Origin of the sequence: Paucibacter sp. XJ19-41, assembly GCF_028462495.1 — a bacterium.
Taxonomy (GTDB): Bacteria; Pseudomonadota; Gammaproteobacteria; order Burkholderiales; family Burkholderiaceae_C; genus Roseateles_E.
Genome location: NZ_JAQOWX010000139.1, coordinates 1 through 13,235 on the forward strand (window position 1 = coordinate 1; position 13,235 = coordinate 13,235).

General features: G+C 67.5%; 14 protein-coding genes and 1 pseudogene. 5 read left to right on the forward strand and 10 right to left on the reverse strand.

The annotated features are described in order from the left end of the window. Window positions 1–193 (forward strand): hypothetical protein (locus PO768_RS24760; RefSeq protein WP_272648163.1); only part of this gene is annotated, 193 nt, incomplete at its 5' end. Here PO768_RS24760 and PO768_RS24765 read toward each other — a convergent pair. Continuing rightward, window positions 168–485: a hypothetical protein gene (locus PO768_RS24765; protein ID WP_272648164.1), complete on the reverse strand. Its 318-nt coding sequence runs from the start codon at window positions 483–485 to the stop codon at window positions 168–170. The genes PO768_RS24760 and PO768_RS24765 overlap by 26 nt on opposite strands. A gap of 137 nt (window positions 486–622) precedes the next feature. Then, on the reverse strand, window positions 623–1,339 hold the full coding sequence (locus PO768_RS29350; protein ID WP_442953296.1) for a DUF6622 family protein: 717 nt from the start codon (window positions 1,337–1,339) through the stop codon (window positions 623–625). On the opposite strand from PO768_RS29350, the gene PO768_RS24770 reads away from it, so the two are divergent. Further along, window positions 1,302–2,476 (forward strand): IS3 family transposase gene (locus PO768_RS24770; protein WP_272648165.1). Its coding sequence is split into 2 segments (ribosomal slippage): window positions 1,302–1,584 and window positions 1,584–2,476, totalling 1,176 coding nucleotides; the frame shifts between segments, so codons are not numbered across the junction. The genes PO768_RS29350 and PO768_RS24770 overlap by 38 nt on opposite strands. Window positions 2,477–2,597: 121 nt before the next feature. Here PO768_RS24770 and PO768_RS24775 read toward each other — a convergent pair. Both PO768_RS24775 and PO768_RS24780 read right to left on the reverse strand, forming a co-directional pair. Continuing rightward, window positions 2,598–2,930: a barstar family protein gene (locus PO768_RS24775; RefSeq protein ID WP_272648166.1), complete on the reverse strand. Its 333-nt coding sequence runs from the start codon at window positions 2,928–2,930 to the stop codon at window positions 2,598–2,600. Between the two features lie 407 nt (window positions 2,931–3,337). Beyond that, window positions 3,338–3,676, reverse strand: a complete 339-nt coding sequence (locus PO768_RS24780) for a hypothetical protein (RefSeq protein WP_272648167.1) — start codon at window positions 3,674–3,676, stop codon at window positions 3,338–3,340. Between the two features lie 295 nt (window positions 3,677–3,971). Between PO768_RS24780 and PO768_RS24785 the strand changes: the two genes are divergently transcribed. From PO768_RS24785 to PO768_RS24795, 3 genes are all read left to right on the forward strand, one after another. After that, entirely contained in the window at window positions 3,972–5,024 is a 1,053-nt protein-coding gene (locus tag PO768_RS24785) for an integron integrase (protein ID WP_272648168.1), read from the forward strand. 164 nt (window positions 5,025–5,188) lie between these two features. Next, on the forward strand, window positions 5,189–5,635 hold the full coding sequence (locus PO768_RS24790; RefSeq protein ID WP_272648169.1) for a YciI family protein: 447 nt from the start codon (window positions 5,189–5,191) through the stop codon (window positions 5,633–5,635). A 145-nt stretch (window positions 5,636–5,780) separates the two neighbouring features. Beyond that, a complete protein-coding gene (locus PO768_RS24795; RefSeq protein WP_272648170.1) occupies window positions 5,781–6,695 on the forward strand; it encodes a CPBP family intramembrane glutamic endopeptidase in 915 nt (304 codons plus the stop codon). Here the strand turns inward: PO768_RS24795 and PO768_RS24800 are convergent. The 6 genes and pseudogenes from PO768_RS24800 to PO768_RS24825 all read right to left on the reverse strand — a co-directional run. Further along, window positions 6,616–7,404: a CPBP family intramembrane glutamic endopeptidase gene (locus PO768_RS24800; RefSeq protein WP_272648171.1), complete on the reverse strand. Its 789-nt coding sequence runs from the start codon at window positions 7,402–7,404 to the stop codon at window positions 6,616–6,618. The genes PO768_RS24795 and PO768_RS24800 overlap by 80 nt on opposite strands. Before the next feature lie 60 nt (window positions 7,405–7,464). Continuing rightward, window positions 7,465–7,956: a hypothetical protein gene (locus PO768_RS24805; RefSeq protein WP_272648172.1), complete on the reverse strand. Its 492-nt coding sequence runs from the start codon at window positions 7,954–7,956 to the stop codon at window positions 7,465–7,467. Between the two features lie 135 nt (window positions 7,957–8,091). Further along, a complete protein-coding gene (locus tag PO768_RS24810; protein ID WP_272648173.1) occupies window positions 8,092–11,091 on the reverse strand; it encodes a sensor histidine kinase in 3,000 nt (999 codons plus the stop codon). Beyond that, the gene (locus PO768_RS24815; protein WP_272648174.1) at window positions 11,091–11,813 is read right to left on the reverse strand and encodes an urease accessory protein UreF; all 723 of its coding nucleotides are present in this window, start codon (window positions 11,811–11,813) and stop codon (window positions 11,091–11,093) included. Before PO768_RS24815 ends, PO768_RS24810 begins: the two co-directional genes overlap by 1 nt. A gap of 6 nt (window positions 11,814–11,819) precedes the next feature. Beyond that, window positions 11,820–12,401, reverse strand: coding sequence for an urease accessory protein UreE (ureE, locus tag PO768_RS24820; protein WP_272648175.1), 582 nt, complete (start codon window positions 12,399–12,401; stop codon window positions 11,820–11,822). A gap of 135 nt (window positions 12,402–12,536) precedes the next feature. Further along, window positions 12,537–13,235, reverse strand: a pseudogene (locus PO768_RS24825) (hypothetical protein); the annotation flags it as partial.

Genomic DNA, 13,235 nt, shown 5'->3' on the forward strand with positions numbered 1-13,235 from the left:
CGGCCCCCGGCGCATGCTGGCTGCGGCCACGGCCGGCATGGCGAGCGCCTGCCTGCTGCCCTGGCTGGTCTGGGCGCTGGCGGGGCAGGGCTTTGCGCTGGCGGCGGGCGCGGCGGTGGTGGGGTTTGGGGTGGGGGCGGCGACTGCTCTTGCTGGCAGCAGGGCCTTCAAAATGCAGCGATTCGCAAGATGACATTCATCTTGCTTTCCGAAAGCCCAGATAGATCTTCTTCAGATATCCGCCCCTCCCGTAGCAGTCGGCCAAAGACAACGTGAAGCTGCGAATATCTGTAGTCGTACTTGCTGTCAATTTCGCGCCGCGACTTGGACAAGAAATCTTCCGTAGACCACATGCTTTCCGGATCACTCGCGCTCGCCGCCATGGCCTTGAAGGTTTGCAGGACTTCAGCCAGTTCGCGATGCAGTGCTGCATCAAAGACGCGGCGAGCAATTTTCTTCTCCGAGCTGCTCCATTCATCGGTCATGCGGGTCTCCTGACGACGCCCAACGTAGAGGTAACCGGGCGACGACGGATGGACGCCTTGCCCGCGAGGCGCAGGATAGACAGTGAGCGCCTCGCGGGCAAGGTGGCCAGCCGTTGGCGCTCCGGTTGACCGACATGTTAGGCGGCGCGTGCTTGCTTTGCGACCGAGACGACGGCGCGTGCCCGTGCGGCGAAGAGACCGCTGAGCAGACCAAGCGCGAGAGCACTGGCCGCTGCCCCGGGGCTGCCAGAAATGACGGGAGCGCCTACGCCAGCTGCGAAGCCCAGTGCGAACTTGACACCGAAGATGCCGAGCATGAGCCCAAGCGGAAGCCAACTGCCAGGGACCAGAACGCGGCGGGAGTCGGGGACCAAGGACATGCCTTGAGCCCAATAGGAAGCGCGAGTGCCGAGAACAGCGACGGCCAAGCCGATGAACCAAGGCGCCAGAGACAGCCAACCGGGGCCAAAAGAGCCGACCACACCCCAGAGGGAGTAGCAGAGGAAGCCGAGAGCGACGAAGCGCAGGACAGCCGGGTTGACCTGCCGAGTGCGGGACTGCAAGTAGCCGAGGCCCAGGAGCACAGCGAGAACGGCGAAGACCCAAAGAGGTATATGCGTGAACATGGCGGTGCGGAAGGTTGTTGCAGGCCGCCAGTGTTGACGCCATGAACAGGCGACGCACCTTGCGTGCGACGAGGCGTCGCGGAGTGGCGCCAAGTGCGCACAACCGGGTGCGAGTGGGGATTGCGCTGTCATGGTCCAATTTTGTTGGACACCTCGATAAGGGCCTTTAGCCCCTGAGACGAAGAAGAGCATGACAGAGAAGAAGCCCCGCCGCGAACGCCGGAACATGGAACCTGCGTTCAAGCTGCAAGTAGTGAAGATGATCCGAGAGCAGGGCCTGACGGTTTCGCAGGTCTGCAAGGACCTGGACTTGACTGACAGTGCTGTGCGCAGCTGGTTGAAGCAGTTCGACGAGGAAGCAGCCGGGCGCCCCGGAATCGGCAGACCGCTGACCCCTGAGCAGCAACGTATCCGGCAACTGGAAGCTGAGAACCTGCAACTCCGCTCGGATTGCGAGCTACTAAAAAAAGCGTCGGCCTTCTTCGCCCGGGAATTGAAGTGATTCACGAGTTGGTGACCGCACCGGTCAACGCGAAGAAGGCCTCGGTGAGTCAGTGGTGCCGGGTGCTGGGCATCAGCCGCTCGGGCTTGTATGCCGCCCGCCAGCGGCGTCAGCAGCCTAGCAAGACCTGCCCCCTGGCTACGCATGCCAGCGCCGCGTTTGAGTCCAGTGGCCGCAGCTACGGCAGTCGGCGGCTGAGCGCCTCGCTCAAAGCGCAAGGGTTGAACGTCGGCCGCCACAAGGCCCGCACGTTGATGCGAGTCGGCGGGCTGCGCGCACGGTGGCGGCGCAAGTTCATCCACACCACCGACAGCCGGCACACCCTGCCGGTCGCGGCAAATGTGCTGGATCGGCAATTCAAGCCGACCGCGCCGGATCGAGCCTGGGTCAGCGACATCACGTACGTGCGCACCCGCAGCGGCTGGCTGTACCTGGCGGTCGTGCTCGATCTGTTCTCGCGCAAGATCGTCGGCTGGGCGATGGCGCCAAGCATGCCTGCGGAACTGGTGTGCACGGCATTGAGCTTGGCCATCGCCAGTCGCAAGCCGGCACCGGGATTGATCGTGCATTCGGACCGAGGAAGTCAGTACGCCAGCCACGCCCACACCGCGCTGCTGGCCCGCCACGGCCTCGTCTGCAGCATGAGCCGCAAGGGCAACTGCTGGGACAACGCCGTGATGGAACGCTTCTTCCTGAATCTCAAGATGGAGCGGGTTTGGCAGCGCGACTACGCCAACCATCCCGAGGCGCAGGCCGACATCGCCGACTACATCGTCAATTTCTACAATGCCGTGCGGCTGCATTCGACGCTGGGCTACCAGTCCCCTTGCCAGTACGAGCAACAGCATGTGGTAGCCCACTGAATTTCAAATCCGCCTTATCGGAGTGTCCGAAAAGACTTGACCACGACACGCCGCCTAACGTCGAAGCTGAGCGGGCGGCGTAGCCGTCCGCTCGAGCGACCAGTTGAACCGGAATGGGCTGCTATGCATAGGCTGATACCGCAAGGATTGGCATTGCCCCGCCCTCGACGCGCCGCCAGTTGACGAAGGCGACGCACTCCAGAAATGCCAACCAAAGGCTGGGAGCAGCACTCTTAAATGCGCTAGCGCTCTTGACTTCTACAACCAAAATTTCGCCCGGCTGTACTGAAACTGCGGACATGCCCGCGTCCGGCTCATCCAAGTAGCCCATGCAATCGACCCATGCGCTCATGTTGCCGCCATAGAAGGAGGGAAAGCCGAACACTCGCTGGCACTCCGCGTGAAACGAAGGCTCGTCCTGTACGGCGGCTCCGTCGAGCGTGACTGTTTTCATTGCGGTTCAACGTGAAAGCTCAGCGGGCGGCGAAGCCGTCCGCTGGAGCGACCGGTTATGCGGAGCCATATTGAAAGCCCCGCCGGTGGAAAACGAAACCTGCGGCCCGGAGCCACACCCTCGTGGCAAACGCCCGAGGCGACAGGCTGGTGCTTGACCATGCGGCAGACAGCGCTCCAAGAAAAGCGAACGATCAGCCTGGCCTTTACCGGCAAGATCACGGCGGGCAAGACCTGACACCGGCGCAGGCATGCCAGAACTCGCGAACGGCAATGCCAATTGTCCCGCGTGATCGCCGCGCGAGCCCGGCCAAGAACGGCCCGCCGATGAAGGATTAGCCTGCTGCATAACGTTGGAATTCAGCGGACCAGCCAGCGCAGCTGGCGCAGGTCCGCTGCAATGAAGGGTTAAACCGCACCCGCGTTCTCCCAAAAGACGCGCCTGCCGTTGACAACCTTATGCAGGGTGCTGAATGGCACGTAGAAATTCTCAGGCGCGGTCGCAGCTCTTATTCCGATGCGATTGCACTGGGCAGTGCCATTGGGATCCTGCATAACCGACTTGATATTTGGCGTGCGTTCGAGAATCACAAAGCCATCGGCCTCCACAGAAACGACAACGACCTGAGATTCAGGATTGGCTAGGCATTCAACCCATGCGCCCTTTGTAAAGACGAAGGTTACGGGTTCGCCAAGCGGCACGCTACCGGACGGGCGCAAATAGGCCCACGTGGACAGCGCAGCCAACGCCGCAAGTCCAACTGCTCCAGCGATCGCCTTAGTAGTCCTTCGCATCCTTGTGCGGTTTAACTTTGTTGTGGGGAGACAGTTTTGCCGCGTAACACCGGGAGCTGATCCCTAATGCCGGCGGCTCCATCGGCTGCCAGGCCCCGCCATTGCTTGATTTCCTGCATTTGTACTGTTATTTTATACAGTATTAAAGGCCGGCGAAAGCGGCACGCTGTGAGTTTCCCTTGTCGGGGCGGTTTGGGCGCTCGGGGTTAATGCTTGGCAGTGCGCGCCGTCGGGATTGGAGGTTCGCATGCCCAGCGTGTCAATCACCCCCCGGAGGGAGCCGCCAGAATCTTCGGGCGGGGCTGCCTTGCCGCCGCTGCGCTCGGTGCGGCTGATGGATCAGTTGCGGGAACGCATCCGGTTCCTGCACTACAGCCAACGTACCGAGGAGGCCTATACCTACTGGTGCCGGACCTTCATCCGTTTTCACCGGCTGCAGCATCCCAGCACGCTGGACGCCAATGCCGTCGAAGCATTTTTGTCCTGGCTTGCCAACGAGCGAGGCGTTGCCGCCTCGACGCATCGCCAGGCGCTGTCGGCCCTGCTGTTTCTTTATGGCAAGGTGCTCGGCGTGCATTTGCCGTGGATGCAGGAGATCGGTCGCCCGCGCGTCCAGCGCCGCCTGCCGGTCGTGCTTATCCAGGATGAACTCGCGCGCATCTTTGCGCTGCTGGAGGGTGGCGAGCACCGCTTGCTGGCCCAGCTGCTGTATGGGACCGGGCTGAGGATCAGCGAGGCGCTTGAACTGCGGGTGAAGGATCTGGATTTCGATCATCGCGCCCTCATCGTCAGAGAGGGCAAGGGCGCGAAGGATCGGGTCGTCATGCTGCCCGATTCGCTGCTGCCGGCCTTGCGGGAGCAGCTGGCCCGAGCGCGCGTCTACTGGGAAGCGGATCAGGCCGCAGGCAAGGGCGGTGTCGCCATGCCCGATGCATTGGAGCGCAAGTACCCGAGGGCCGGCGCGTCATGGGCCTGGTTCTGGGTGTTTCCTCAGGCCACACACTCCACGGACCCGCGCTCCGGCGTGATCCGTCGTCACCATCTCTACGACCAGACCTTTCAGCGCGCGTTCAAACGGGCGGTGACGGCCGCTGGCATTCACAAACCGGCCACGCCGCACACGTTGCGGCATTCGTTCGCGACCCACCTGCTGCAAGCCGGCTACGACATCCGGACGGTGCAGGAGCTTTTGGGGCATGCCGATGTGGCCACCACGATGATCTACACCCATGTGCTCAAGGTCGGTGGCGGCGGCGTTCGCAGTCCGATGGACTCGCTGGCAGGGCGGGCGAACGCATGAGCGTTGCCATATTGTTGTTCTGCCTCCGCCGGCGCCGCGCGCCCCGAACGCCAGTCGCCAGTTCCACGACAAGCGTGCCTTCAAGACAATGCCCTTGTCGATCGGCCCGCCGCTCGCTCGTCGTAGCTTCACCGGGCAACAAGCCAATCATTCGGAGGCAGGACATGCGATTCATCATCACGGCACAGGCAAGTGCGGACGAGAAGAGTGCGGGCGAACGGCAGCCGGCCTTCGACCCGGAGCTCTTCAAGGCCTATATGCGCTTCAACGAGGAGATGCATCAGGCCGGCGTGCTGGTCGCCTCGGCGGGCCTCAACCCGGCGGCGCCGGGCGCCCGCATCGCGGTGGCGAATGGCCGGCGCTATCTGGTGGACGGGCCTTTTGCCGAGTCTAAGGAACTGGTCGGCGGTTTCTACCTCATCGAGGTGGGCTCGCTCGATGAGGCGATCCAGTGGGCGCTGCGCGCGCCGTCCGGTTTCGGCTCGGACGATGTTCTGGAGGTCCGGCAGCTGACGGGCGCGGGCGACCTGCCGGCCGACATCCTTCGCTTGATCAAGGAGGCCGCGCCGACCTGGAGCGCTGCGGCCTGGCAGTCGCGCGCCGGCAGCTAGCTAGCAAGCGCTCGGGCGACTCGGTCGCTGCAGGCCACTGAGCATCGCGCCGCTGCCGAGAGGGCGGATAGACTCGGACGCCGGCGGGCGCGGACACTGGCCCGCCGTCGATTCCTTTGCACTTCAAGGTGGGAGCAGGGCACTCATGAATGTCGAGAATCTGCGCGAATCAGCGCTCGTCCGGGGCGCGACCGAAACCAGCCGACCCACGGCCTGGTGGCTGGCGGCGATGCTGATCTTTGGCGTCGGGGTGGTGGCGGTCGGCCTGGTGGTGAGCGTTCTGTACGGGATGGTCCTTGCGAGCACGCCCGGTTCGCTCGGCGCGCAGTGGATGGAGTTCTTCACCAATGCCGGGGCCTTGCTGGCACTGTGGCTCTGGCTCCGATTCAAGGAGCGGCGCGCGTTCGCGTCGGTGGGTTTTCGTGACAGCGCGCCGCTGCGCCAATTCGGCATCGGCCTGTTGATCGGGGCCGGCATGATCACGCTGAGCCTGCTGATCCTGCTGGCCACCGGGCAGTACCAGCTGGCGCCGTCGCCGGCCCAGGCCCTCGGTGGCACAGCGGCGCTGCTGCCGGTGGTGATGCTGCTCGTGGTCTGGGCGGTGCAGAGCTCGACCGAGGAAACACTGATGCGCGGCTATCTGCTGCAGACGGCCGCGCTGCAGCTGCCGGGGTGGCTCGCCATCTTGCTTCCCGGCCTGCTGTTCTCGGCGGTGCACTTTGCCACCGAGGGGATATTGCCGGTCGCCGGCATCAATATCGCTGTGTTCGCGATCCTGGCGAGCTTCGTCGCGCTGCGTCAGGGCTCGCTGTGGATGGCTTGCGGCATCCACACCGGCTGGAACTGGTTCCAGGGCAATGTGTTCAATGTGCCGGTCAGCGGCAATGCCTACACGACCGGCATCGTCCATCTCCGGCCGGTGGATACGGCGCCGCAGTGGTTGAGCGGTGGGGCCTTCGGTCCGGAGAACAGCGTGGTGGTCACGCTCGTCTGGGGTGTTGCGGCGCTGGTGGCGTATCGCCGCTTTCGTCGCTGCGGCCATACCGCAGCACCGCAATGACGGCGATGATCGCCGCGCCGTAGGCGCCGAACTGGAAGTAGGGCGAGAGTTCGCTTTGGGCCTGCGTGGCCTGCGAGCACATCGAGATGAAGTCCCAGGCCGCATGGGCGGCCATCGGCAGCAGCAAGCTGCCGCTGCAGCGTCGCAGCACGTAAAGCGCAAAACCCATCAGGCTGGCCAGCAGGAACTGGATGGGCGCGCCGATCAGCGGCATGCCGAACAGCGCGTTGGGCAGATGCATGGCACCGAACAGCAGTGTGGACAGCAGGCAGGCGCGAACTTCGCTGGAGGTCGATCCCCGCAGCCCGGTCAGCAGCACGCCTCGCGTCAGGGTCTCCTCATTGAAGCCCACCAGCAGCGTGCCCAGGGCCAGCAGCAGCAGATGCTGCGGCGCGAACGATGACCAGGGAATCGCCAGCGCGCTGGTGCCGACGAAGCCTGTAATCGCGATCGCGACGATCACCAACGCCCAGAGCGGCCGGGCCCGGGTCGGCTCGAACAGCACCGGTCGCCACCAGCCGAGCCGCGACACGGCCGCCGCGAGGAAGAGGGCGCCCAGCACCATCGGCAGCACGACGCTGCTCAGCACGCGGTCAGCGGAGACCAGATTGCGGTAGTCGGCGCCCACCGTCGCCCAGGTCGCGAAGATGATGGCGTTGTAGCCGAGGTAGACGGCGAGCGCGACAGGCCAGGCGGGCGCAACTTTCATCGGGCATCCAAGATCGTGAATTGCTGGCGCGCAGCGGGTACGAAAACAGCAGTCGCCGCCTTAGAAGCGCTTCTTGTCGGGATCGAAGGAGCTGCAACTGCCCTCGAAGGTTTCGATACCCACGATGCGGATATGTCCGCTGCGCCGGTCGATATCCACTGTGGGCTGGTTGAGTCCGTTCAGCCTGTACGAGGCCTTGATGCTGTTGGCGTCGATTCTCAAGTCGCGCAAATCCCACCAGCCGTCATGATCGCCCGATGCGAGCAGGGGCAGCAAGCGCTTCGGTGGCCGGATGCGTCCCTGACCCTCGTGGATTTCGACTTGCGCGCTCCCCTCGATCTTTGCGTTGTCGTACTGGATATCGTTGCGGCCAACATACTTGTGTTGCTTGCGGTCCCAGTCGAAGCCGTAGTGCTCATGGGCTTCCAGACGTTCGCCGATACCCGGGCAAATGAGATCGAACTCGTTCTTCTCAGTGGTCTGGGCGGCGGCGGGTGACATCGAAAGCGCCAGCGAGGCCGAGGCGGCGACCATCAGCAAACTACGGGGCATCTGATCCTCCACAGGGATATTGTTCGGTCGATCCACGCGGCAATCCAAGACAGCGTCGCCGCAGAATCAGGCGCGCCGATGATGCATGAGGGCGCATCTCCGCGCAAGCGAAGTCCCCCGGAATGGCCCCAGCTCTCAAGCCTGCCCACCCTGTCTGCCGCGCCGCCACAGCGTCGACCACCAGCCGCCGCCACCCTCCGCATAGACCAGCGCCGCCGGCAGGCTGATCTCCACCTGGGTGCCGCCGGCCGGGCCGGCGCCGATCGCCAGGGTGCCGCCCAGGCGCCGGGCGCGCTCGCGCATCGTCCTCAGGCCGTAGTGCCCCTCGCGGTAGCCGCGCTCAAGCACGGGCGCGGCGATGCCGATGCCGTCGTCGCTGATGCGCAGACGCAGGCCCTCATCCTCGAAGATCAGCGCCACCTCGATGCTGCCGGCGCGCGCGTGGCGGGCCGCATTGTTCAGGGCTTCGCGCACGATCAGCAGCAGCTCGTCGCACAGCAGCGGGCTGAGTCGGCGCCGGTCGCCGCTGACGCTGACCCGGAAGGCGCAGCCCTCGGCAACCAGGGCCGCGCCCGCCAGCGCCAGCGCGTCCTCCAGCGCGGACCCGAGCTCGGGCAGATGGCGCAGCTCGCGCATGCGCTCGCGGCCCTCGATCATCGCGGCCTCGGCGCGCTCGATGGCGCGTTCGATCCACTGGCGCAGCTCCAGATCCTGGATACGCTGCGTGGCCGCATGGAAGGACAGGATCAGCCCCTGGAAGCCCTGCAGCAAGGTGTCGTGCAGCTCCCGCGAGATGCGCTCGCGCTCGCGGTGGCGCTCCTCCAGCCGCAGCCGCACCTGGGTCGCGATCGCGCGGGCCCGCAGCAGGTACAGGCTCCAGGCCAGCGCCAGCGCGGCCAGCACCGCGGCGAGCCGGAACACCGGGCTCTGCCAGAAGTGCGGCGCAATCTCGAAGGCCAGCGTCGCGCCCTCGGCATTCCAGACTCCGTCGGCATTGGCGGCGATGACGTGGAAGCGGTAGCGGCCTGGGCCCAGATTGGCATAGACCGCCTCGCGCCGATGGCCGGCCTCCTGCCAGTCGCCGTCGATGCCGTCGAGCCGGTAGCGAAAGCGCGCCCGGTCCGACACCGCCAGGGTCAGCGCCGTGAAACGGATTGCCAGCGTGCGCGTGCCCTCGGGCAGGCGCATGCCGGCTTGCGGCGTCAGCAGCCGGTCGCCGGCGCGCAGGCTCTGGATCTCGACCGGCGGCGGCCGCTCATTGCGCGGTACATCGCCGGGATCTATCCAGGCCACGCCGCGATTGGTGGACACCCAGATACGACCGGCGCGATCGCGTAGCGCGGTGGACGTCAGCTGGGCCTGCTGGGCCACGCCGGGCAGGCCGTCGCGCCAGTCGAGCAGGCGGTAATTGAGCCGGGCCTGCGGCCCGGCAAACAGCGCGTCCACATCGGCAGAGGCGACCCGCAGCAGGCCGCGGCCGCCGTTGAGCCAGAGCTCGCCGTCGGGCATCTCGATGATGCCGGTGATATGGGCGAAGGCCTCGTCCTGCGCGGCGCTGACGACGCCGAAGCGCTGGCCGTCAAAGCGCGCAAAGCCGGCCTCGCCGGCCACATAGACGCCGCCTTTGCGGGCCGGCGTTATCGTCGTGGCCCGGCCCACCAGCAGGCCGTCGGCCGCCGTGTAGCGGCTCACGCGGCCCCCGGCCAGGCGCAGCAGCTCGTCGTCGTAGCCGAACCAGACGGAGCCATCGGCGCTGGTGGCGATCGCGGTCGGCAGCGTGCTGCCGCGCTCGACCGAGCGCTCGCGGCGCGCACCGGCGCAGTCGGCGTGGAAGATGCCGGCCTCGTCCACGGCCAGCCAGGCGCCGCCGCCGGCATCGGGCGCCAGCGCCAGCACGCGGGGGGCGACGCCCAGCTCGATGCGGCAGCGCCCGTCGGGGGCGCTGCGCCAGATGCCCTCGCTGTCGACCTCCCACAAGGCCCCGTCGGGCGCGGCCGTGCCGGCCCGCACCGGCGCCCGGCGCGCTCGCAGCTGCGGCGGCGCGGGCGGGGCCAGGTAGAGCGGCTGGTCCCAGTTGGTGGCCAGCACGCCGTCGGCATGGGCCATGATGGTGAAGCCGTGATGGGGCTTCAGCGCCAGCTCCGGCACCTCGCGCAGCCGCCGCTGCCGGAAGCCGCTGATGCCGTAATTGGTGCCGACCCAGACCTGGCCCTCGGCATCCTCGACCAGGGGCACGGCCACATCGGCCGGCAGGCCCTGCTGGCGCGTGAAACGCTCCGGCAGATCGGCCGCCACCAGGGCCTGGCCGCTCGCAATGCGCTGCGGTGCCGGCAGCCGCAGCACGCCGCCGCGCACATCGGTCAGCCACAGGCTGCCGTCGCCGGCGAACAGCAGCTGCTTGGCCTGCACCACCGGCGCGGTCCCGGCGAGCCGGCGCTGCTCCGGCACCGCACCCAGCGGGCGCGTGCCCAGCAAGGCGTCCGAGACCCAGATCCGCCCCTGCGGATCTTCGGCCAGCACGGCCTGGCGAGAGACCAGGGCGCCGCTGCGGCGGAACCGGCGCTCGCCGGCCGGCAGGAACCACACCGTGTCCGGCGCCGCGACCCACAGCGTGCCGCGGCGGTCGACGAACACATAGTCGGCCGCCGCCGCCGGGTAGGCCCAGTCCGCACCCACCGTCTGCCAGCGTCCCTGCTCATAACGGGCCAGGCCGCCGGCGCTGGCGGCCCAGAGCGTGCCATCGCCTGTCTGTGCGAAGCGCAGCACCCGGCCCGGCGGCATGCCCTGCGGCTCGCCATGGGCGCTGGCGATGCCGTCGCGCAGGCGCACGGTGCCGCCGGCGAACAGGCCGATCCAGACATCGCCGTTGGGCAGCTCGATCAGCGCATTGATATTGGTCGAGCGCAGGCGCTGGCCCTCGCCCAGCGGGTAGCGGTCGAAGCGCACGCCGTCAAAGCGATACAGCCCCAGCCCGGTGCCCAGCCAGAGATAGCCGCGCTGCGAGCGCGACAGGGTCCAGACATCGGCCGGCGCGCCCTCGTTGACGCTCCAGGCGGTGTGCGAGAAGCGCTCCAGCAAGGCCTCGGCCGCTGCGCCCTGGCAGGCGACCAGCAGCAGCGCGGCCAGAGCGCGCATCAGGAGCGGAACAGCCGCGAGTACTGCGCCTCGTGCTGGGCCGAGAGAATGGCCAGCATCGGCGTGAAGGCCTGGCGCTGGCTGTCGGGCAGCGCCAGCGCAGCGTCGACGTTGGCCGGGATCTCGGCGCTCAGCGCCTGCAGCATGCGCTGGCCGGCGCTCTGGCCCAGCGGCACGGCCTTGATGGCCGCACCCACCATGTTCTCGGCCCAGCCAAAGGCATGGGCCAGCATGGCCTCACGCAGCGGCGCCCCCGTTTGAGCGGCGGCCAGTGCAAAGGCGATGGGCCAGCTCGGCGCCGGGCGCAGCGCGGCCAGATGGGCGAGCTGGGCCTGGCTCAGCGCATCGCCCAGCCCCTTGTTGCGCAGCCACTCCAGCAGCGAGCGCCCCATCTGCTCGCTCTGCAGGCGCAGCTCCTGGGTCTCGCGGGTCTGCAGCAGCCAGTCGTTGAGCTCGCTGACCCGTGCCAGGTCTTGCCTCAACCAGGCCCGCATCGCGCTGGCGCAGGCCGGCAGGTCGGCGCGGCCCAGGGCCAGGCGCAGCTGGTCCAGCAGCCAGCGCGTGGCCGTGGCCTCGTTCGTGACCCGACCGGACTCGACCGCCGCCTCCAGGCCTTCCGAATAGCTGAAGCCGCCCACTGGCAGGGCCGGCGAGGCCAGCTGCATCAGCTGCAGCCAGGCGCTGGCGGTGAGCGGCGCTGGCGCCGGGCGAACACGCGGCATCGGCGCTCAGTGCTTGCAGCCGGGGCCGTGCACATGCGGCGCGGGCGCTGCAGCGACGGCGATGCCGATCGGCTTGCCGCGTGCCGGCGCGGCATGGCTGTGCGCATGGCCGTGATCATGGTGAGCATGGCCTTCGGCTGCATAGGCACCGGCCTCGGGCTCGAAGGCGCTGTGCGTCTCACTGACGATCAGATGCATCTGGCGCAGCATATCGGCCAGCACATGGTCGGGCTCCAGCAGCAGGCGCTCGGGCTGCAGCTCCAGCTGCACATGGCGGTTGCCCAGATGGTAGGCGGCGCGCAGCAGGTCGAAGGGGCTGCCGTGCTTGGCGCAGGCGCACACTTCAAGCACGGCCTGCGGCGCCGCGATCACGCGCACCAGCGAGCCGTCCTCGGCCACCAGGACATCGCCGCCGCGCACGGCGGTGCCGCGCGGCAGGAACACGCCTAGGTGGCGGCCCTGGCTGTCGGTGGCGTCGAAACGGCTCTTCTGGCGCACATCCCAGTCCAGCTCGACGCTGGCGGCGCGCTTGAGCAGGACCGGGGCCAGGCCCTGGCCGCGGGCGATCAGTTTGTTGACGGTCAGCATGGGCCGCATTCTGCGGCAGAAATCAGAAGTCGACCGCCCGGGTCTTCAGTCCACGGGCAATCAGCGTGGCATTGATCAGCTGGGCCTGCTNTCAGTTTGTTGACGGTCAGCATGGGCCGCATTCTGCGGCAGAAATCAGAAGTCGACCGCCCGGGTCTTCAGTCCACGGGCAATCAGCGTGGCATTGATCAGCTGGGCCTGCTCGCGGCTGGCAAAGGGCCAGATCGCGGCGCGCCAGCCCTCGTGGGTCTGGAAGACCTGCGCTTGCAAGCTGTCGGGCTCGCGCACGGTCTGGCCCAGCATCGCGCGCATGCGCTCCAACTGCGCCTCGGCCTCGGCCTTGCTGGCCTGCGCCGGGCCAACCAGGGCCACCTGCTTGCCTGCTGGCATCGGTTTGGGTTCGCCTCGGCTTTGCGGCAGAGCCTGGGGCGGATCGGGGCGGCGGTTCAGCTCGCGGGACAGCACATCGGAGGCGGCCGTGGCGGCCGACGCCGCGCCGGGCGCGTCCGGGCGGGGACGCGGCGATGGCACCAGGCGCGGACGGATATCAGGCGCCGAAGCCGCGACCTGGACCTCGGAGGCCGGCAGCGCCGGGGCCAACTCGGCGGCCGACGCGGCCGACGCGGCCGATGGCGCAGAGACTGCCGGCTCGAGCGCTGCAGAGGCCGGGGCAGCCACCGGTGCAGAGACCGGTGCGGAGGCCGGTGCGGAGGCCGGTGTGGAGATCGGTGCAGGGGCCGGTGCGGACACGGCACTGGCCGCCGAGGCCGCCGGTGCCGCCGTCTCCGGTGCCGGCCCGCCGCCCCACTGCCACCAGGCCCCGAGGCCGAGGGC